Here is a 20,818-nt window from a genome sequence, read left to right as displayed (position 1 = left end):
GATTTTCCCTGAGGAACGAAGGGGAAAGCGCATTCGCAACTGCTTTCGAGGTGGCTCACCTCGCCGCCGGAGGCAGGCTTTTCCATGCACTTTAGCCATAGAAGGCCACCTGCATCACACTCAAGGACGGCTCCCCGCGTCGTTGACCTGCACCTCGGGGCCCGGGGGCAGGTTGCCCCGGATGAGGATGCTCTTTTTAAGGGACTTCACCACCTCATCGATCTGCTCCACCCCCACCCGTATCTCCTCGATCCCCTTGACCGTCGTCTCGGTGATGGCCGGCACGTCCCGGCTCCCCACCTCCACGTTAGTGAGAACCTGTTGCAGCAAGGCGATGTTGGCCTGGATCTCCACACCGATCTCGTGGACCTTTTCAAGGTCCCGGTCCACCAGGTCCACGGTATGGGGCACCTTGTCCACGGCCACGGCCAGGCTGTCCAGGATCGCTCCCACGCGGACCTCCACGGCGGACAGGGAATTGTTGATGCTGGTCAGGGCGGCGAAAAGGGGACCCTCGGGGTCCCTGAGCAGCGTGGCCACCTCCGAGACATCCTGCACGGCCCGGATCACCATCTTGGCTGTCTCCTCCACCTCGAACTTGGCCAGAAGGTCCGCCACCGACTGCTGCTCCTCCGAAGAGATCTCTTCATCGGCAAGGAGCTGGGGAGACTCCGGGGTACCCGGGGTGATGGAGATGTACTTGTTGCCGATGTAGTTGACGCTCTGAACCGTGGCAATGGAGTCTTTTCGGATACGCGGGGCGTATTCGGCAAAGATGGACATCCGGACGTGGACCACGTTGCCCACCAGGGTCACCTCCCGGACTTTTCCGATGTCAGCGTTGAAGAGCTTGACCGCGGCGTTGGTCTCTAAGTTGTAGCTCTCTTTAAAGGTGGTAAAGTAGGTCACCTTCTCCCGGAACCAGTCCTTGCTGCGACCGATGGCCAGAACGGTCAGGGCCAGAAGGATCATGATGGAGAGCATAAAGGCCCCCACCACCTTTTCACGGGTGTCGTACCGAACAATCATGGTGCCAGCTCCTTTACGAGCGTGCCGTTTTCCAGGCGAAGGTCAAGGGGGGTCAGTTCTTTGCCGAATCCCCGGTAGTTGGTGGTGTAGATAAACACGCCCCCGCGGGAAAGAATCTTTCGGATTTCACCGATAAACCCGGAGAAGAACCCGCGGCCCACAAACTCTTCCGGGTACTCCGCCAGAAAGAGAAGGGGTTCTTTGAGGATATCCCGCACGGCGATGGCTCGCCTCTGCTCCATGGCGCTCACCAGCTCCGGGCAGAAGGCAAGGGCCTCTTCGATGCCAAAGGCCCTCACCAGGCTCTCTTTCAGCCCCTGGTGACGGGCAAGATCCGTATCGCTGAAGTAGTGGGCCTGGTAATCGAGGTTCTCCTCCACGGTGCGGTTTCTCACCATGGCGGCCATGGGGTAGAGGTAGCCGATCCGGCGCTTGACGGGCAACAGCCGCTCGTACCGGGTAAAGGGCAGGGTCTCGCCGTTGAAGCGATACCGGCCCCGGGACGGCCAGCTCAAGGTGGCCAGGCACCGCAGCAGAAGGTGGGCATCGGCGGGGTTGTCTGCGGAGAGGTGGGCCGCTGTCCCCGGGGGCAGGGTCAGGTTCAGGCCGGAGAGGGAGCGCCCTTTCCAGGCGTCCTCCACCGAAAGATCCGTCAACTGGACCACTGGCGTGGGGTCTGTGCCGGAATCCTCGGTGCCAGGTGTCGGCATGGGCATGGCCTCCTCTACAGGTAAAAAACGATGGAAACAAAGGCGTTGACAAGCATGCAGACAAAAAAACTCTCCACGGACGCCCTGGAGACACTCACGGGAATCCGGGAGACCTTGCGCACGGTGGTGTACCCGTGAAACAGGCTCACCACGGTGATGATGAGCCCGAAAAGAAGGGCCTTGAGAAGGCTCACCACAAGATCGGTGCCGCTGATGGCCTTGGCCACCTGATAGATAAAGATGTCACCGGACTGGCTCGTGGTGGCCCAGGCCACCACCTGCCCGCCGAAGAGGGCGGCAAGGTCAAACACCACAAAAAGACAGACCACCGCCGAGGTGATGCCCGTAAACCGGGAAAAGGAGAGGATCCACATGGGGTCCACCCCGGACATCTCCAGCGCTTCGATCTCATTAAAGACGGTCATGCAGCTCATTTCGGCGGTGACGGCCGTGGCAGAACGCAGGATCACCACCAGGGCGGTGATAAGGGGCCCGATCTCACGAACGGTGAGGATCACCGCGGCCTTGCCGAGTTCAAACTCGCCGGAAAGCTTGGTGAACTGAATGATCATGGCGCTGCCCACGAGCAGGGCCAAAGGGATGATCAGGGGCAGGGCCTGGACGGCCGTAAAGTAGATCTGCTCCACCACCGCCCGCTTCACCTGGGCGCGCCCGTCGGCGGGACGCCTCACCAGCAGGGTGAGAATACGCAGGGTAAAGGCGGCACGCAGCAGGGCCATCCCCATGATATCCAGGGTGGCGCGTCCGACATAACCGCATGTTCGCCCGATCCATTTCAACGCAAGCCCCCGTGGATTGGTTGTCAATATGCTCATTATCCGCTACTCTTGTTCTGCCGGAAAAGTATAGTCAATTCAACCGACAAAGATCAACCGATTTTAACCGTATCACCCGGAGGGAACTCACCCCATGATTCGCCTGAAACACCTTGTCACCCTCTGCCTTCTCCTGTGTGTCGCCCTGCCTGTTTTTGCAGCACCCGCACCGCGCTACGACCTCTTTGAAGAGGCCTCCGGCCTCCTTGAACAGGGCAGCCCCCTTGAAGCGGCCGCCCTGTTCCGACGCATCCTGGAGAGCAGCACCGATCGAGAGGATCGCGCCAGGGCCCTGCTCTTTCTCTCCGTTCTCTATAGCCACAACTTAAACCTTCCCGACACGGCCGTGGCCTGCCTTGAGCAGATCGAGACCACCTACCCCGATACCTCGGTGATCATTGATGCCCGCTTTGCCCTAGGAGCCGTCACCTACCGAAACGGGCAATTTGCCAAGGCCGTCACCCACTTTGATCGCTTCATCGAGCTTTACCCCGACCACATGCGCAGCTCCTCGGCACGGGCCTGGCTGCGCGAGGCCGAAGCCCTGTCCGGCGAGGACAAACAGATCGATGTCCAGGACAAGGCCATGGCACAACTCCCGGACAAGGTCCGGGTGCTCATCCGCCACCGGGCGGACAAGGTGACCCTGGGCAAGGCCGGTGAGCCCATGGCCGTGTTGCGGGACGGATCCCCCCTCTTTGAAGGGGTGGGCCCGGTCACCGTCACCCCCGGGGAAGAGGGCCTGGTGGTCAACGGTGTCGTGGCCGGTAACCTCACCCTCACCATCGGCCCCGGGGCCAAGAGACCCCGCGTGGACGGACACGCCTACCGCGGCGTGGTGACCCTCTGGCCCGACGAAGACGGGATCTCCGTGGTCAACACCCTCCCGGTGGAGGAGTACCTCTACGGGGTGCTTCCCAAGGAGATGAGCCACCTCTGGCCGGAAGAGGCCTTAAAGGCCCAGGCCATTGCCTCACGCTCCTACACCTACCACACCCTCCTCAACCGGAAGGACCACCCCCGCTTTGACCTGGAGGCCTCCACCGCCTTTCAGGTCTACGGCGGTGCCGATGCCGAAACCCCGGAGACCACCGCTCCGGTGGATACCACAAATGGACGCTACCTTGCGTATCAGGGACTCCCCATCATCGCCTGTTTCCACGCCAACAGCGGCGGCATGACCGAAAGCGCCGATGCGGTCTGGGGAGCGGCCCTTCCCTACCTTCAAGGGGTCAAGGACAGCTTCAGTAGCCTGGCCCCCGATGCCTGCTGGACAGGGGAGATCGATGCCGACAGCATGGTCAAGCGCTTGTGGGAAAAAGGATACCGCCCCGGGGGGATCATCTCCCTGGAAACCTCCGAGCCCTCCCCTTCCGGCCGCAACGGGCGGGTGGTCATCAGCACCTCCCGGGGACGCCTTGAGCTCACCGGAAACGAGTTCAGGCTGGCCATGGGCCCTGAGGTAATCAAAAGCGCCCGGTTTTCAGTCACCCGGAAAAAGCGGCATTTCATCTTTGAGGGGTGCGGCTATGGCCACGGCGTGGGCATGAGCCAGTGGGGTGCCCGAAAAATGGCCGCCTCCGGGTTCACCTACGACACCATTTTGCATCACTATTACAAAAACGTCTCGCTGGTCACCATTGACAAAGAGGGGGTTCGCTGATATCGGGTTTTTGCGCCCCGCGTTACGGGCGCCTGGAAAAAACGCCGTCACCGGACTTTTTCCAGGGCCCTTCGTATACGCCCGGAGCATTTTTGCCCACGACCTTATTTATAAGGCCCGTCATGAAACGACGCCTGATGACCCTTCTTCTCCTGGGAGCCCTGACGCTCCTCTCTTCCGGCCCCCTCTTCGGTGCCGCGGGCCAGGGGATCACGGAAAGCTTTGATAACGGCCGGATCGACTGGAGCAACGGCACAGTCCGGGCGGAAGGGATGCATGCCCCCAACGAAAAGGCCGGACACCCCGCCTCCCCGGAGGCAAGGGAGCATTACGTCAACCGGGCCATCGAAGCGTCCCGGGCCAACCTCTCGGCCATCCTCCGACGCCTCACCATCCACGGCGAAACCACCGGCAGCGATGTCATGGACGCCAACCGGGAGGTCCTCGCCCAGGTGGACCTGATGTTCCTGTCTATCCCCATCACGGAAAAACGATTCCTCACCGACGGCTCTGTCCAGGTCACCCTCACCCTGCCCTTAAGGGGGGCCTTTTCCCAGCTCATTCTTCCCGAAGAGATTCGCCAGATCAACCCCATCAGGCCCCTGTTCTCCTCGGAGTCTCCCGAGACCCCGGCCCCCCACGGCGCCTTCACGGGCCTTATCGTGGATGCCCGCGGGGTGGATGTGATCCCCGGGCTTGCCCCGCGTTTGGTCACCGAATCCGGCGAAGAGGTCTACGGCCCCACCATCATCAGCCGGGAGTATGCGGTCCAGCGCGGGGTGGCCACCTATGAAAGCACCCTGGCCCGGGCCGGCCAGGGACTCTCAGCCGGGGAAAACCCTTTGATGGTCACCGGCATCGGTACCACGGACGGCGCCCGTACCGACATCATCATCAGCAGCCAGGACGCCGCCCGCATCCGCTCTGACGTGGCCCACACCACCTTTCTCAGCCAGTGCCGGGTCGTCATTGTCCTGGACCCGCCCCAGGTCAAACGCCAGCAGTAATAAAACTGCCTCCGGCGGGTCGCGTCTTGAAAAAAGCTCCGCAAAAGCTTTCCGGTTCGTTTGGCCGGAATCAAAAGGCAAGCCAACGAACTCGTATATGAACGGAATCGTTACTGAAGGGTAACAATAAAAAAGGGCGCCCCCATCAGGAGGCGCCCCTTTTTATAATCTACCCGTCAGACCCGTGATCCGGCAAAGTCTCAGATGCCGGCTTTCTCCCGGAGAACATCCACCTTGTCGGTGCGCTCCCAGGTAAAGCCCTCGCTGTCGGTGCGGCCGAAGTGGCCGTAGGCAGAGGTCATCTTGTAGATGGGTTTCAGAAGGTCGAGCTGCTCGATGATAGCGGCCGGACGCAGGTCAAAGACCTCCCGGACGATCTCGGCAATGCGCTCCTGGGGGATAACCCCGGTGCCCATGGTGTCCACGAGGACGGACACGGGCTCGGCCACGCCGATGGCGTAGGCCACCTGTACCTCGCACTCTTTGGCAAGGCCTGCGGCAACGATGTTCTTGGCGATGTAGCGTCCCATGTAGGAGGCGCTTCGGTCCACCTTGGAGGGATCTTTTCCGGAGAAGCAACCGCCGCCGTGGCTTCCTCTGCCGCCGTAGGTGTCGACGATGATCTTGCGACCGGTGAGGCCGCAGTCACCCATGGGGCCACCCACAACGAACCGCCCGGTGGGGTTGATGAAAAAGCGGGTCTTGTCGTCGATCATCTCCAGGGGAATGACCTTGAGCACGACCTCTTTGATGATGCCTTCCTGAAGGTCTTCGTGGCTCACCTCGGGGGTGTGCTGGGAAGAGACCACCACGGTGTCCACGCGCGTGGCTTTTCCGTCTTCGTATTCAATGGTGACCTGGGCTTTTCCGTCCGGGCGAAGGTAAGGGAGTACGCCGGTTTTCCTCACCTCGGCAAGGCGCTGGGTGAGTTTGTGGGCGAACACAACCGTCATGGGCATCAGCTCAGGGGTCTCGTCGATGGCGTAGCCAAACATAAGCCCCTGGTCGCCGGCGCCCTGGTCCTTGAACAGGCCTTCGCCTTCGTTCACGCCCTGGGCGATGTCTTCGGACTGCTTGTCGATGCTTGAAATCACCGCACACGTCTGCCAGTCAAAGCCCATGTCCGAGGAGTCGTAACCGATCTCGCGGATGGTGTCGCGCACGATCTGGGTCATGTCAACATAGCAGCTGGTGGTGATCTCTCCGGCGATAAAGGCCATGCCGGTGGTAACCAGGGTCTCACATGCAACCCTGCATCGGGTGTCCTGGGCCATGATGGCATCCAGGATGGAGTCGGAAATAGCGTCGGCCACCTTGTCGGGGTGCCCCTCCGTTACGGACTCCGAAGTAAAAAAGTAGTTTGCGTTGGTCATTCTCTGCTCCTTTGGAACACTTGAAATCTAAATCGCTTCGTATGAATCGATCGGTGTCTGTCGGGCGGGAGTCAGACAGGCAGCCCCTTGCCATTGCCGGGCACTGCCGATCATCCGATGTTCTTTATCAACTTTCCATCTCTTTTGCAAAGCTTTGCCGGACCGAATCCACAATCCATCCCCCTGCGGCCAGGGCCGTCTCGGCCAGGGTGTTGTCCGGGACCACCTGGATGGCGGCCAATTTCCAACGCGCCGCAAGGCTCTCCATGGTGCTGTTTTTGTCTCCCCGAAGGCGCGAAACGCTGCGGGGGTGGACGCGAAACGTCGGGGAATCCCCCGGAGAAAAGAGGCGCCTGGCAAGGGTCTCGGCCATGTCCCGGAACCGAGCGCTGTGGACAAGGTGGCCGAAGGCGGGGTGATGGGGACCGGCCAGGATCCCCTCAAGACGCATCTCCTCGCTCTCCTGGAGCCCCATGCGGATGACGGCGATACCCCGGCGCGTGGCCTCCAGCCATGCCTCCTTGCTCCGCTGCACCGCCTCGTCAAGGGAGAGGGGCTCATACTGGCCCCGTCGCCAGAGGGCAGCCAGCCCGCTTCCGGCCAGAACCGCCGTGGGGTAGATGCGGATGCCGTCGGGGGCAAGGGCCAGGATGCGATGAAGGGAAGTGCGGAACCGCGCCGGGGTCTCCCCGGGAAGCCCCAGCATCATTTGTAGGATGGTGCGGTACCCCCTTGCCTTCAGCTGCGCCATGGCCTTTTCCGTGTCTGCGGCCGTATGGCCCCGGGTGCTTAATTTCAACACGAGATCTTCCATGGATTGGGCCCCGAGCTCCACCGTGGTGACGGGATACCTGGCCAGGATCGCCAGGGTCTCCGGGGTGACGGTGTCGGGGCGGGTGGAAAAACGAATCCCCTGGACCCGGCCGGACTTGACGTAGCCATGGGCCAGGTCCAGACAGGCTGTCAATGTCTCAACGGGCAACCCCAGAAAGGTCCCGCCGTAAAAGGAGATCTCCACGGGGTGCCGGCTTGCGGCCCAGCCCAGCCAGCGCTCGATCTCTTCTTCCATGGCGGAAAACGTGGGCATGGCAGGGGCATTGGCATTTCCCTGACCGGTGACGGCATGCTGGTTACAGAAAATACAGTGATGAGGGCATCCCGCATGGGGGATAAAGAGGGGAACCACAAAGGCGCGGGGGGTGCCGGTGACCATGGGGCGGCTCACCGACAGCTGAAGGGGGCCATGGTCCTAAAGCCCCCGTTCCTTCAAAAGATCCAGGGCAATGCGGGCGGCATCCTGCTCGGCGGCCTTCTTGCTCTTTCCGTAGCCCATGGTCTCGATGTCGCGGGTCTTCAGGCAGACCTGAAAGGTCTTGTCATGGTCCGGACCCATCTCAGAGACCACGCGGTAGCGGGGAATCTCCTTGAGGTGGACCTGGGAGTACTCCTGGAGCAGGCTCTTGCTGTCGCTGTTGAGACGGGAAGGGCGTGCGCCGCTTAAAAGGGGCTTGAAATGGCGACTGATAAGGCGGTAGGCGGCGTCGAACCCTCCGTCTAAATAGACGGCGGCGATGACCGCTTCAAGGACATCGGATAAAATGGAGTTCTTGTCCCGGCCGTTGGTCTGGCTCTCCCCCTTGCCGAGGCGGATAAACAGCCCCAGCTCCAGCTGCCTGGCAATCTCGGCCAGCTGGGTCTCGTTGACCAGGTTGGAGCGCATGCGCGACAGGTTCCCCTCGTTGAGCTCGGGGAAATTGTGCATCAGGGCATCTCCGACGACAAGGTTCAGCACGGCATCTCCCAGGAACTCAAGGCGCTCGTTGTCCTCAAGGATGGCATCCCCCTGTTCGTTGACATAGGAGCTGTGCATCAGGGCCGTGGCGAGAAAGCTTCGGTCGCCGAAGGTGTAGTTGAGGTGGGTCTCCAACTGTGACAGGTCTTCAATGTGATTCATGGCAATGCAGCGATTAAGGTGGCGTAACAGTCAAAGGGTACATGGAGATCGCCTCTCCCCACGCCCAGGTTTATACCGGTTTTATACGCCCCGTGAAAATCGGATCCGCCGGTCACCACCAGCCCCAAGGACTCGGCGCAGCCAAGAAGAAACCGGGTGAGTTCCGGAGAGTGGGTGGAGTAATACGCCTCCACACCGGCCAGACCAAGCCCTGCAAGGCTCTTGAGGAGCCCTTTGAGGTCGTCTGGGGAAAGCCCCACGGTCACAGGGTGCGCCAGCACGGGAAGCCCCCCTGCGGCACGAATGAGACTTACCGCATTTTCAAAATCAATGCGACCCTTTTCTACATAGGCGGGACGCCCGGTGGCCAGGTACCGGTCAAAGGCTTCGGGAACCGACGCCACCCATTTTTTGCGCACCATGATCGAGGCCATGTGGGGACGGCCCACCACAGCACCGCCTGCCTCCGCAGCCACCTCGGCCAGGGTGATGTCCATGCCGAGATCATTGAGCCGGGAAATCATCTGGGGATTTCGCGTCTCGCGCTGAAGGCGCAGGGATTCGAGGGCCTCCGCCAGGGGCGGGGACTCAGGATCGATACCGTAACCAAGGATGTGGAAGCTGCCCTTGCTGCGGTAAGGCGCAGGGGGAAGGGAACTGATCTCAACCCCGGTGATGAAACGCAAATCGTCGGGGAGCCCATGGGACAAAATCTCCCGGACCCCCTCTACGGTGTCGTGATCGGTGATGGCTATGGCGGCGAGACCGGCCTTGCGGGCGCACCTGACCACCTCCAGCGGCGAAAGGGACCCGTCCGAGGCGGTGGTATGGATGTGCAGATCGATCCCCGCCGAAGCGCGATCAGAGGCCAAGGGCTTTTTCTCTGGCTTCTGCCCGGGTTTTGCAATCGATGCACTGGGTGGTGACAGGGCGTGCCTTGAGCCGCTCGACGGTAATATACTCTTCGCAGGTTTCGCAGACACCGAACACCCCGTTATCAATACGTTCCAGGGCCTGCTTTATCTTCTTGATCAGCTTGTGTTCGCGGTCGCGAATACGAAGCATGAAGTTCCTGTTTTCCTCGTGAGATGCTCGGTCCGTGGGATCGGGGAAGCTCTCCTTCTGGGCAGTCATCCCTTCAACAGTGCTGTCAGCCTGTTCCAGAAGGTCATTAAGCCGATCAGTTAAAAACTTCCTGAAATATTCCAGTGTTTCCTGATCCATACTCAAACCTCTCCTCTGAGCTTGGTTGGCGAATTTTTGTTTAACCTGCCTACTGTAAACACAGTTTACGATTTTTGTAAAGATATATTGAGGAAGGCGCCTTGGCCCCGCGACGGAGACAAAGGCGCGAAAAAGCACATCAAGCACTTGGTATTTCAACGAATTGCAGGACTACCCCAGGGTATTCATCCAGGACTCCAATTCTGCCAGGGTGGAGATATTCACCACCTCGCAAGGGCCGTCTTGGGGAATGATTTTTCGTGCAATCCCGGAGAGGACCTTGCCGGGGCCCACCTCCACAAACCGGGTCACCCCGTCTTCGAGGAGTCGCGTCATGGTGTCGTACCACCTCACCGGGCACACAAGCTGGCGGGCCATGTTCTCCTTCATGGCGGCGGGATCCTCTTCGGCATCGGCCGTCACGTTGAACAAAAGCCCCTTGGCCGGCCCGTTAAAGGAGACCGAGTCAAGGACCCTTCGAAACGGCTCTTCCGCCCCCTGGATCAGAGGGCTGTGCCAGGCACCGCTCACGCGCAGGGGCACGGCGCGTCCCCCTTTTTCGCGGGCCGCCGCCCCGAACTGTTTCACGGAATCGGGATCGCCGCTCACCACGATCTGCTTTTCGCCGTTGTGGTTGGCCGCCCAGACCCCCCTGGTGGAAGGGGCCCCCTCCTGCCGGAGGCTCTCGGCCAGGGCATCCACCGTGGCAAAATCGAGATTCAGCACCGCGGCCATGGCCCCTTTGTGTTTCCGGGCCTCCCTGTCCATGAGCTCACCGCGGCTCTTCACAAGGGTGAGGGTGTCTTCAGGGGAAACGACACCGGCGGCGCAAAGGGCCGCATACTCGCCCAGGCTGTGACCGCAGGCCACCTCAAAGCGATCCCCCCCCACCTCGGCAAGGGCCGCCATCATCCCTAAATTCACGGCGGTCACGGCGGGCTGGAGGTTGACGGTCTGGGTCAGCTCATCCATGGGGCCCTTGAAGCAGAGGCGGGTCAGGTGGGACTTGGTGACCTCATCGGCCATCTCAAAGACCTCGCGCACCACCGCAAATTCCTGGTAAAAATCCTCCCCCATGCCGATGGCCTGGGACCCCTGGCCGGGAAAAAGAAACACGGTCTTTGTCACGTCTGAACCTCCCGTAAACTAAAAAAGTGGGGGAGCCGCCACGGGCTCTCCCGCAACGCCGTTTCCGGCCTAATCGTGAATGTCAAAAAAACTGCGGGCGTAGCTCAAGGCCCGGGATTCGTCCCGGTTGTGGCAGCCGTCCTTGATAAAACGGATGGGATCGTGCACCACCTTGGTGACGATGGCCTGACCCATGCGGCGAATGGCTGCCTTCTCCTCCTCGGAGAGGCCCGTCAGCCCCGACAGGGTCTTTTCAACCTCCCCTTCGGCGATGGATTCCACCTTGGCGCGCAACGCCTTGATGGTGGGCACCGTCCGGAGCCCCTCCACCCAGCGTGAAAAGGCCACCACCCCCTCCTCCACAATGCGCTCGGCCTTAATGGCCTCGGCCCGCCTGGTCTCAATGTTGCCGTCGATAACCTCTTTCAGGTCATCGATGTCGTACACATAGGCGTTGGGGAGTCGGTTGATGGCCGGGTCGATGTCCCGGGGCACGGCAATGTCGATAAAGAAAATGGACCGCCCCTTTCGGCGCTTGATCACCGGCTTGACCATATCGCGGGTGATGACGCAGGTGGGGGACCCCGTGGAGCTGATGATGATGTCCACCCCGGTCAGGGTTTCGGGGATCTCCTCCAGGGCAATGGCGCTGCCGTTGAAACGGCGGGCCAGCTCCACCCCGCGGTCCAGGGTCCGGTTGGCCACGAAGATGTCCCCTGCCTGATGCTGGATGAGGTGCTCCACGGCCAGTTCCGCCATCTCACCGGCCCCCACGAGAAGGATCTTGCGCCCCTCAAGGGAGCCGAAAATCTTCCGGGCCAGCTCAATGGCCGCGTAGCTGATGGACACCGCGCTGTCGCCGATCCCCGTTTCGCTTCGCACCCGTTTGGCCACATGGAAGGTGCGGTGCATCAGGCGGTTGAGAAGGGGGCCCGTTGCTTTTTTGGACGCGGTCAGGTGGTAGGCATCCTTGACCTGCCCCAGGATCTGGGGCTCCCCCACCACCATGGAGTCAAGGCTTGCGGCCACGCTGAACATGTGCCGCACCGCCTCTTCCCGGTGGTGCACGTAGAGGCAGGACTCAAACTCGCTCACGGGCAGCCCCTTGAGGTCTGAGATGTAGTCCTTGGCCGCGGCAACGGCAGCCTCGCCGTCTTTTGCGGCCATCAGCACCTCCACCCGGTTGCAGGTGGAGAAAAGAAGCACCTCGTCCACATGGGGATGCTCCCGCAAGGCATCGATGGCCTCCATGCACTCCTGCCGACTCATGGCAAGGCGCTCCCGTATGGCAACCGGAGCCGTCTTGTGATTCAAACCTGTCAGTACAATTTCTCGCATAACGCCGTATCTCTCGTCCCACAGACAGTGCCCCGTCCGTGGGGGACTGCTCCCCGTCCGCAGGGACATCTCGTCCGTTAAAACCGGATGAACTCACCTGAACCGGGTGAACTCCCCGTGGTGACCTTCCATGAAAAAATTGACCCCGAAAAGGGTGAAAAGCAGCACCGCAAACCCCGCAATGGCCAGCCAGGCCGCTTTGCGCCCCCGCATGCCCCCCACGAGCCGTTCGTGGAGAAGCACGGCATAGATTACCCAGGAGATCCCGGACCAGACTTCTTTGGGATCCCAACTGATAAACCGATGCCAGATGATCTTCGAGTAGAGCAGGCCGGTGACCAGCCCCAGGGTCAGGGCGGAAAAACCGACAATAATGCTGGCGTATCCCATGTCGTCGAGTTGCTCAAGGGAAGGCAGGCGCCGGTAAAAGAAACCCCGTTTCTTCTCCTTGATGGCGTTCTCCTGGAGGATATAAAGAATACCCGCACCGCAGGCCATGGCCAGGGCGGCTTCCCCCACAAAAATGGTGATGACGTGGGCAAAAAACCAGAAGTTGGCGTATACCGCCTCCGGCTGTGTCGGCGGCAGGTCCGGAACCCGCAGGGCCGCCGTGTAGGCCAAAAGGGCCAGGGGAGCGGCATAGACCCCCATCACCTTGATGCGGTACCGCGCCCTTAAAAAAAGGAAGACCAGGGCCACGGCCCAGGCGGCCAGCCCCAGTGTCTCTCGCAGGTTATGGACGGGCAGGTAACCGGTCTGCACCGAGGTGACCACAAGAGAGATGGTGTGGACGGCAAACCCCGCACCGAAAAGAAGATACCCCGCCTCCTGGACCTTCTCCTTCTGAAAAAAGAGGTAGAGCAGGTAGGCCACCGCACTTGCCAGGTAGAAAGCTGCTGTCAGTATGTCCATCATCCCGCCTCCCATGGTTGAAGCCGATACCATACGGTGTCGTGATTACAGAGAAAAACCAAGCGTGTCGCAGGTGTAGCCCTCCCCCAGCACCTCGGTGAGGAAGGCATCTGCCCCTTTTTTGTCTCCGGCCTTCACCATCTCAAGGAGCCCGCCGGCGATGAGCGCCTCAAAAAGGGGCTTATGTGCCTCGGGTTCGTGGGCCTCGGCCAGCAGCTTTTTGCGCACCAGCCCCATGAGTTCAAGGAACTCCCCGTACTCGTCCCCGAACTCCGTCTCCAGCCGACGCCGCATCCACTTGGCAAAGGCGGGGCTCTTTCCGGAGGTGGAGATGGACAGGGTCATGTCCCCCCGCTGCACGATGGAAGGGAGGATAAAGTTGCAGGCGCTGGGGTAATCGGCCACGTTGCAGAGCTTGCAGGTGGCTTCTGCGTCCCGGCTCACCCGGGTATTGAAGGCCTGGTCGTCGGTGGCCACGATGACAAGAAATTTCCCGTCCATGTCCGAGGCATCGTAGGCGCGCTCCTCAAGGGTGATGGGCGCGTCTTGCGCCATGGCCTTCAGCTCGTCGGTAAAGGCCTTGCTCACCACGGTCACATGGGCTCCGCAACGCACCAGGGTCTCGACTTTCCGGGTGCCCACGGCACCGCCGCCCACCACCAGGCACGCCTTCCCCATAATATCAAGGCTTACGGGATAGTATCGCATGGGTCTGCTCACTTTCAGTCTGTGACGCACGCCGCAAAACCCGGCGCAGATCACCTTAAAGATCAAAGGGTTTCAGGTCCTCTCCGAGGACCAGCTGCCCATCATATGTTCTGCGGCACTCTTTTTCAATATCAACTTTGTCACAGGCCGGGTAAAAATGGGTGAGCACAAGCATCCCGACTTTTGCAGCTTTTGCCATCTCTCCGGCAAGGGAGGGAGTCAGGTGATGGGGCACGGCCTCAGCATCCGGGGTGGAGCACTCACACACCAGCATGTCCGTGCCCGCAGCCAGCCCCACCAGGCTTTCGGAGGGGCCGGTGTCCCCTGAAAAGACCACGGAGCGCCCCTGGGAAAACACCACCCGGCAGGCCAGGCTCTCGGGCCGGTGGGAGACCGGGGCCGTCAGCACCGCCAGGTCCCCCTGGTGGAACAGGTCCCGCTGCGCCACCGAGAGCTCGGTCAATCGAACCAGACCCGGCCCGGGATCCATCCACTCCCCGTACACCCCTTTAAGCTGATCGAAAAAGGCACCGAACCCCTCCCCCCCGTAAATGGACAAAGGCCGGGTACGGCCACACTCCGGGTACTTGGTGGCAAACAGCAGGGGAACCAGCTCCGCCGTATGGTCCGGGTGCATGTGGGTGTAAAAGATGCCGGTAAGTTCATCGATGGAGACCCCCACCTCCAGGAGACGGCGCATGGTCCCGGGGCCGGAGTCGATGAGAAGGGTCTCGGTCCCGGTCTGCACCAGGGCCGCACAGGCACTTCGAGCCAGCGAGGGGACACAGGTCCCCGTTCCGAGAAGGGTGATTCGTGCCATGGGTTACGGGCCTCCCTTAGTAAAAGGTGAATGGATTTTGGTGCAAAGGACGACGGGTGCCAAGGGTATTTCAAGGCCAGATATCGTTTATTTTAGGGCCCTGCCGCTCTCTTCGCAACCACCGGGGCCGATCCGAAAGCGCCCCCAGGGGGGCCGGGGGTACAGGGAGATCTTCCCGGTAAAATGAAGGGCTGCCCTTATAGACTCACACTCGCCCCCACCCTATAATCATGATCACCTGTTTACCCGCCACACATTTCCCTCCGTTTCACGCCATGGGCGGCCCGCAACGGGCCGCCTTTTTACCTCGCCGAAATCAGTCTCCGTCCCCGCCCCACCCATGGGACACACCCGCCCCGCGAAGGCTCTCATAAAGTGCAATCCCCACACTGGTGGAGAGGTTGAGACATCGAATCTCCCGGTTGATGGGAATGTGGTACCGCGACGCCGGGTACCGATTCAGCACCGAAGCCGGCAGCCCCTTGGTCTCCGATCCGAAAAACAGAAAAAGCCGCCTTGCCTTTGGCATCTCCCAGAATGGCCGGGACCCGAGCTTGGCAAAGAGGGCCACCTCATCGTCTTCGGGCGCCATGGCCCCATAAAACGCGTCAAGGTTATCCCACACGGACAACGCCACGTGCTCCCAGTAATCCAGGCCGGCGCGCTTGACCTGGGCGCTGTCCAAGGAAAACCCCAGGGGCTTGATCAGATGCAGGTGCGCACCGGTCCCCAGACAGGTCCGCCCCACATTCCCCGTGTTCCAATGTACTTCCGGGGTCACCAGCACCACGTGGCGCTCGGGTGCCCCTTCCTGTTCCATCCCCACAACACATCCTTTCCTGCGTGACCCGCAATGCGGGGCCTGTTTCCGGTTAAAAATCCCTCACCTTATAACAGGTTTTTGTCCCCCGCGACACCTAAGGAATCGGAAAACCAGAGCCCCCACCTTGCCACCGGAGGCAACCCGGCTAAAGGTGCCTCCGGCGGCCCTGCCGGGGGCTAAACTTTTAAAAAATTTAACAAACAGATCTTAAAAACTCTTTTTAAGGAATGCCGTTTTAAAGGCGAATGTGATTTTCCCTGAGGAACGAAGGGGATAGCGCATTCGCAACTTGCTTTCAAGGTGGCACACCTTGCCGCCGGAGGCAGTCCGGTTAAAGATGCCTCCGGTGGCCCTGCCGGGGGCTAAACTTTTAAAAAGTTTAACACAGATCTTAAAAGCTCTTTTTGAATGAATGCCGTTTTAAAGGTGAATGTGATTTTCCCTGAGGAACGAAGGGGAAAGCGCATTCGCAACTTGCTTTCGAGGTGGCACACCTCGCCGCCGGAGGCATTGCTTTTGTTTTTTCCTGATCCTGTGATTCATCAGACTTTAACCATAGAAGGCATTCTTTTTCTGATGCTAAAGACGCTTCCGGCGGCCAAACGCTTGCATTGGGATCAAAAGAACAAGGTGCCCCGCACAATAAGCTCCCGGGCGGGGGCGGCCTGTGAGCCGCCGGGGAGGGTAAATCCCCCGTACTCGGTTTCGGAAGCGCCCCAGGGGAGAAGGGCGACCATGTCCAGGCGAAGGTTTTGGCGGGCGTCCCAGACCACGGTAGGCTGAAGGACTCCGGAGGGGTCCCCTGTGTTTGTGATGGCGGTGAGGGTCAGGTTCACAAGGGGGTGGGCTTCCAGCTGGACCCTGACGGCGAGGTAGTTCTTCCCCAAGGTAAAGACCTCCCCGCGGTCCAGCCGTTCCAGGGTGTCCGGGTCGGTGAGGGCGGCAGCGTAATCGGAGGTGCCGTACCCGTTGTGGTAGAACTCCACGAGGCCGTACCAGTTTTTGCCCCAGGCGATCCAGGAAAGGTCCATGTTGGCAACGGCGGACAGGGTGCCCCCGTCTTCATCGGAGACAACAAGGTCCGAACGCCAGGCCGCCTCCCCGGCATACCCTGAAAATCCCACCCCGGACAGGGTGTGGCCCCGGTGGCTGGCCACGAGAATATCCCCTTCCAGGCTGCCGTAGGTGCCGTGCAGTTTGGTGGCGTAGCTTGAGGCATCGGAGGAGACGTCCCCTGTGGTGCCATCGCGCCCCGGACGGCCTATGGCCTGGAGCTCCATGGCATCTGCGGTGGTGTAGCGAAAGGAGGCCAGGTCGTCTCCGGCCTTGTAGTCCCGCAGGGTATCGGTGGGGGAAAAGGGGTTCACGAGGTCCATGGGGTTAAAGAGAAGGCCCCCGCCCCAGGTCACGGCCTGGCGGCCGATCCTTACATCGAGGCTCCCCAGCTCCTTGTTGAGGCTGAGGCGGTCCAGGCGGTGAACGGTGCGGTGGTGGGAGGAGTCGGAGATCTCGGAGGTCAGGTCAAAGAGGCGATACCGGTCTTCATCGCCCCGGTCGCTACCAGGCACGGATAGGCCTGCCCCTTCAAGGTCCGAACGGCGCTTGGTCGCGTCTCCGCCCTCGTAGAAAAGCTCATAGTCCAGGTCAAGGGTCAGGGTGGGGGAAAACGCCGTCCGGGAGGCCAGCCGAAACCCGGCAGAACTCTCCAGGTCGTCGTAGGGTGACTCCCCAACGGGATCCAGGCTTCCACGCGCATCGTCGGCATCGTACCGGATCCCCCGTACCGAGGCCTTGACCTGTCCCCCGACATCCACGGAAACGGCTAAGGCCCCCCGGGGGCACATCAGGAAAAGAGCTGCCGCAACGGCCACTCTCCATGATTTCACAGCCCTTTGTCCCCGTCCAGGCGTCCGTCTTTCATGCGGATCACCTTGCGGGCGGCATCCATCACCATGGCGTCATGGGTGGAAAAGACAAAGGTCACGCCCCTGGCCTCGTTCATCTCCCGCATCATGGCAAGGAGCCCCTCCCCTGTGGCTGAGTCAAGATTTGCCGTGGGCTCATCCGCCAGAACGATGGCAGGCCTTGAGACCACGGCCCGGGCCACGGCCACCCGCTGCTGCTGTCCCCCGGAGAGTTCCGCCGGTTTCCGGTGGTAGAGCCCGGAGAGCCCCACCTCATCCAACACCGCCATGGCCCGCTCCCGGCGCTCCTGTTTGGGGACCCCCTGAAGCAGCATCACGTACTCGGCGTTCTCCACCGCCGTGAGCACGGGGATCAGGTTGTACGCCTGGAACACAAACCCGATGCGATGAAGGCGAAGCTCGGTAAGGGCCGTTGCCGAAAGCGTCCCCAGGTCCCGGCCATCCACCGTGATCTTGCCGTCGTCGGGCACGTCAAGTCCCCCGATGAGGTTTAGCAGGGTCGTCTTTCCCGATCCCGAGGGCCCGGCCAGGGCCAGAAACGCTCCCGGGTCGATGGACAGGGAGACCCCGGACAAGGCCGGCACCTCCACATCCCCCTGCCTGTAAACCTTTCGAACCTCCCGAACCGCCACCATGGTCATGTTTTTTTCCTCTAGGTAAGAAAACAGTGGGGACAATGAACCGTCTATGGTTAAAGTTGGGTAGAAAAAGCTTGCCTCCGGCGGCGAGGTGAGCCACCTCGAAAGCAGGGTGCGAATGCGCTTTCCCCTTCGTTCCTCAGGAAAAATCACATTCGCTTTTAATTCAGATTAAACTGAATCTGTTTTTTTTAACCTGTTTATCAAACTTTTCAAAAGTTTGGACCCCGGCAGGGCTGCCGGAGGCATCTTTCACCGGTCAGCATCAACACTCACCGGAAAATCTCCGGTGGCCGGGTGCGGACACCCGGTCACCGAAGCAGACGTTATTATGTGGTATCACAGCTTAAACCGCACCACAAGGCCGCCAAGTCCCTCGGACAGTCCCGCCAGGTTTCCGGCGCTGGCCTGCACCTCGGAGCTGCTGCGGTTGATCTCCCCTGCGGCCTGGTTGACGTCGGCGATCTCCCCGGAGATGCGGGAGGCCAGACCGGCGGACTCGCCCAGGTTGTCCTTTACGTGGCCAATGCCGCCGGCCGCCTGGGAGATGTTTCTTGCGATCTCGCCGGTGGCCGCGGACTGCTCCTCCACGGCCGTGGCAATGGCGGCGATGATCCCGTCCACCTGCCGGATGGTACCGGCCACCCCTTTGATCTCGCTGACCGACTCCGATGCCACCTGCTGAATCCCTGCGATGCGCTCCCGGATCTCCCGGGTGGCATCGGCCGTCTGGTTGGACAGAGCCTTGATCTCACCGGCCACCACGGCAAAGCCCTTGCCGGCCTCTCCGGCCCGGGCCGCCTCGATGGTGGCGTTCAGGGCCAAAAGGTTGGTCTGCTCCGAGATCTCGGAGATGGCCTCGGTCACCTTTCCGATGTCTGCGGCGGCCACGTCCAGGCGGCCCATCTTCTCGGACGCGCCCGTGGACTGACGCACCGCCGTCTCCGAGACGCCCCGGGCGCTCTCCGCCTGTCCGGCCACCTCGGTGATGGTGGAGGTCATCTCCTCGGTGGCCGTGGCCACGGTGTTCACGTTGGCCGAGGCCTGCTCCATGGCCGCGGAGACGGCATCGATGTTGTCGCTCAAGGTGCGGGCGGCATCGGCCACCTCCGCCACCCGATCCTCGGTCTCCTGGGTGGCCTCGGAGAGGGTCCCGGAGATCCCGGACAGGGTCTCCGAGGCCTTTCCCACCTCCCGGGCACTCCGGCTGGCGTCGGAGATCACCCCGTGCAGGTTCCCCATGAAGGTGTTGAACCACCCGGCCAGGTGGCCGATCTCATCCTGCCTTGCGATGGCAAGGCGCTTGGTGAGGTCTGCCTCCCCTTCGGCGATGTCCCGCATCCCCTCGGAGACCTGGTGGATGGGCCGAAGGATCATGGCCCCGGTAAGCAGGTGAACCACCAGCACCATGGCCAGCACCGAGACCACCCCGATGAGAATGCTGATGTTTCGGATATGACGCGCTCCGGCCAGCACCTTGTCCATGGGAACCGTCACGGCAAGGCTCCAGGGGGTGGCACACCCATCGATGGCAATGGGGGTGAACACGGTGAAGGCCTCTTTTCCAAGGGCATTGGCCGAGGAGACAAACCGGGTCTCTTCCCCACCGGCAACGGCGGCGGCAACCTTATCGCCCATGCCGAGCTCGCGGATGTTCTTGCCCACGGCCTCGGCTGACGGGTAGGCCGCCACCTTGCCTTCGTTGGAGACAAGGGCCGCGTACCCGGAACCCATGGGCGCGATCTCCCCCACCATGGCGGCAAACCGGTCCATGCCGTAGTCCACGCCGCAGACCCCCACGGACTTGCCGTTCACCCGGATGGGCGCCACGATGCTCACCAGCATCCGGTCCTTTCCCCCCACGTTGTACACATTGGGCTCCGAGACATAGACATGGCCCGAGGTCATGGGGATCCAGTACCACTTGCCCTTGGGGTCGTCTTTTGCATAGGTCTTCAAGGTGGACAGAGTGTTTCCGGAGACCCCGCGAAGCCACAGGGCCTGGTAGCGCCCCTCCCCGTTGCTGCCGGGGGTATCCACAAACGATGCGTCCCGACCGTCCAGGGCATCTTTTTCCCACCCCGTGTAGACGGCCCAGAAATCCGGGTTTTTATCAAACACCCCTTTTAAAAGGGCGTTGAGCCGGGCTCGCTCCGGAGGGGTGCCGTCGCTTGCCAGGCCGGCCATGGCCTCGGCCATGAACCGCGCCGCATCGGCTGCGGTCTGGATCTGCGCTCCCACCTCGCCGCCGTGGCGATAGGCCATCTCCCGGGTGTAGGCGAGCGTCTCTTCCCTTGAGGAGTGAAACGCCTTGAAGGAGATCACGCAGACGGTGACGGAAAACGAGACCACGGTGACCAGGCAGACAAAGAGCAGCAGCCTGGCCTTGATATTGAGCTTACTGAACATACACACATCCTTTTCGGCCCCCCGGCAGGGGGCCGCCTTGAGGTGAAACCACATCAAAACCCACGTGCCGCGCTCCCCGAAACGGGAGGGGAAGCTCACCGGATTTCCAGGGGGGGAAGACGCACGGCACCATGGGGTTTCCTGTTCAGGCCGCCCGGCTGTCAAGGGATCGCTCAGGCAACAGGTGGCTGAACTTTATAAAATATTCTATCAAATAAATCGGACACACCCGGGGGATGGTTGAGGGATGATTGAAAAACCACTGACATATTTTTCCTGAGGTCCCAGGGAACCAATGGCTGCCACTGGGAGGCTGCGCCT

Annotated in this window: 19 protein-coding genes; 2 read left to right on the top strand and 17 right to left on the bottom strand. The window is 61.2% G+C overall.

Going from position 1 to position 20,818, the window contains the following annotated elements:
- Nucleotides 1–120: 120 nt before the first annotated feature.
- From BLQ12_RS24980 to BLQ12_RS24970, 3 genes are read right to left on the bottom strand one after another with little or no spacing between them, the layout of a single operon-like run.
- Nucleotides 121–1,029, bottom strand: coding sequence for an MlaD family protein (locus BLQ12_RS24980; protein ID WP_092215402.1), 909 nt, complete (start codon nt 1,027–1,029; stop codon nt 121–123).
- Entirely contained in the window at nt 1,026–1,739 is a 714-nt protein-coding gene (locus BLQ12_RS24975) for a P-loop NTPase family protein (protein WP_092215400.1), read from the bottom strand. Before BLQ12_RS24975 ends, BLQ12_RS24980 begins: the two co-directional genes overlap by 4 nt.
- A gap of 14 nt (nt 1,740–1,753) precedes the next feature.
- Complete coding sequence (locus tag BLQ12_RS24970) at nt 1,754–2,575, bottom strand: MlaE family ABC transporter permease (protein ID WP_092215398.1); 822 nt, start codon at nt 2,573–2,575, stop codon at nt 1,754–1,756.
- A gap of 94 nt (nt 2,576–2,669) precedes the next feature.
- Between BLQ12_RS24970 and BLQ12_RS24965 the strand changes: the two genes are divergently transcribed.
- On the top strand, nt 2,670–4,238 hold the full coding sequence (locus BLQ12_RS24965; protein WP_092215396.1) for a SpoIID/LytB domain-containing protein: 1,569 nt from the start codon (nt 2,670–2,672) through the stop codon (nt 4,236–4,238).
- A gap of 122 nt (nt 4,239–4,360) precedes the next feature.
- On the top strand, nt 4,361–5,245 hold the full coding sequence (locus BLQ12_RS24960; RefSeq protein WP_092215394.1) for a TP0624 family protein: 885 nt from the start codon (nt 4,361–4,363) through the stop codon (nt 5,243–5,245).
- A gap of 200 nt (nt 5,246–5,445) precedes the next feature.
- Here the strand turns inward: BLQ12_RS24960 and metK are convergent, their stop codons facing one another.
- From metK to BLQ12_RS24895, 14 genes are all read right to left on the bottom strand, one after another.
- Nucleotides 5,446–6,618, bottom strand: coding sequence for a methionine adenosyltransferase (gene metK / locus BLQ12_RS24955; RefSeq protein WP_092215392.1), 1,173 nt, complete (start codon nt 6,616–6,618; stop codon nt 5,446–5,448).
- A 127-nt stretch (nt 6,619–6,745) separates the two neighbouring features.
- On the bottom strand, nt 6,746–7,831 hold the full coding sequence (locus BLQ12_RS24950; RefSeq protein ID WP_092215390.1) for an elongator complex protein 3: 1,086 nt from the start codon (nt 7,829–7,831) through the stop codon (nt 6,746–6,748).
- 36 nt (nt 7,832–7,867) lie between these two features.
- Nucleotides 7,868–8,572: a ribonuclease III gene (gene rnc / locus BLQ12_RS28110; protein WP_226860091.1), complete on the bottom strand. Its 705-nt coding sequence runs from the start codon at nt 8,570–8,572 to the stop codon at nt 7,868–7,870.
- Complete coding sequence (locus BLQ12_RS28105) at nt 8,569–9,444, bottom strand: PHP domain-containing protein (RefSeq protein WP_226860090.1); 876 nt, start codon at nt 9,442–9,444, stop codon at nt 8,569–8,571. The genes rnc and BLQ12_RS28105 overlap by 4 nt, the downstream gene beginning before the upstream one ends.
- The gene (dksA, locus tag BLQ12_RS24940; protein ID WP_092215388.1) at nt 9,434–9,796 is read right to left on the bottom strand and encodes an RNA polymerase-binding protein DksA; all 363 of its coding nucleotides are present in this window, start codon (nt 9,794–9,796) and stop codon (nt 9,434–9,436) included. Before dksA ends, BLQ12_RS28105 begins: the two co-directional genes overlap by 11 nt.
- A gap of 171 nt (nt 9,797–9,967) precedes the next feature.
- Nucleotides 9,968–10,924, bottom strand: coding sequence for an ACP S-malonyltransferase (gene fabD, locus BLQ12_RS24935; RefSeq protein WP_254782113.1), 957 nt, complete (start codon nt 10,922–10,924; stop codon nt 9,968–9,970).
- Between the two features lie 69 nt (nt 10,925–10,993).
- Nucleotides 10,994–12,262: a glutamyl-tRNA reductase gene (gene hemA / locus BLQ12_RS24930; protein WP_092215386.1), complete on the bottom strand. Its 1,269-nt coding sequence runs from the start codon at nt 12,260–12,262 to the stop codon at nt 10,994–10,996.
- Nucleotides 12,263–12,355: 93 nt separating this feature from the next.
- Nucleotides 12,356–13,177 carry a cytochrome c biogenesis protein CcsA gene (ccsA, locus tag BLQ12_RS24925; protein ID WP_226860088.1) on the bottom strand — a complete coding sequence of 274 codons (822 nt, stop codon included), beginning with the start codon at nt 13,175–13,177 and terminating at the stop codon, nt 12,356–12,358.
- A gap of 42 nt (nt 13,178–13,219) precedes the next feature.
- Nucleotides 13,220–13,882: a precorrin-2 dehydrogenase/sirohydrochlorin ferrochelatase family protein gene (locus BLQ12_RS24920; RefSeq protein ID WP_092215382.1), complete on the bottom strand. Its 663-nt coding sequence runs from the start codon at nt 13,880–13,882 to the stop codon at nt 13,220–13,222.
- Between the two features lie 55 nt (nt 13,883–13,937).
- Nucleotides 13,938–14,702: an MBL fold metallo-hydrolase gene (locus BLQ12_RS24915; RefSeq protein ID WP_092215380.1), complete on the bottom strand. Its 765-nt coding sequence runs from the start codon at nt 14,700–14,702 to the stop codon at nt 13,938–13,940.
- A gap of 316 nt (nt 14,703–15,018) precedes the next feature.
- Nucleotides 15,019–15,522 carry a tRNA (cytidine(34)-2'-O)-methyltransferase gene (locus tag BLQ12_RS24910; protein WP_092215378.1) on the bottom strand — a complete coding sequence of 168 codons (504 nt, stop codon included), beginning with the start codon at nt 15,520–15,522 and terminating at the stop codon, nt 15,019–15,021.
- Between the two features lie 620 nt (nt 15,523–16,142).
- Complete coding sequence (locus BLQ12_RS24905; RefSeq protein WP_139164109.1) at nt 16,143–17,411, bottom strand: hypothetical protein; 1,269 nt, start codon at nt 17,409–17,411, stop codon at nt 16,143–16,145.
- Nucleotides 17,408–18,091 carry an ABC transporter ATP-binding protein gene (locus BLQ12_RS24900; protein ID WP_092215374.1) on the bottom strand — a complete coding sequence of 228 codons (684 nt, stop codon included), beginning with the start codon at nt 18,089–18,091 and terminating at the stop codon, nt 17,408–17,410. The genes BLQ12_RS24905 and BLQ12_RS24900 overlap by 4 nt, the downstream gene beginning before the upstream one ends.
- 336 nt (nt 18,092–18,427) lie before the next feature.
- The gene (locus BLQ12_RS24895) at nt 18,428–20,497 is read right to left on the bottom strand and encodes a methyl-accepting chemotaxis protein (protein ID WP_175470059.1); all 2,070 of its coding nucleotides are present in this window, start codon (nt 20,495–20,497) and stop codon (nt 18,428–18,430) included.
- Nucleotides 20,498–20,818 lie beyond the last annotated feature (321 nt).

Origin of the sequence: Desulfoluna spongiiphila, from assembly GCF_900101345.1 — a bacterium.
Taxonomy (GTDB): domain Bacteria; phylum Desulfobacterota; class Desulfobacteria; order Desulfobacterales; family Desulfolunaceae; genus Desulfoluna; species Desulfoluna spongiiphila.
Note: the sequence above shows the minus strand (reverse complement) of the source record. Positions and strands in the feature narration are given on the sequence as shown.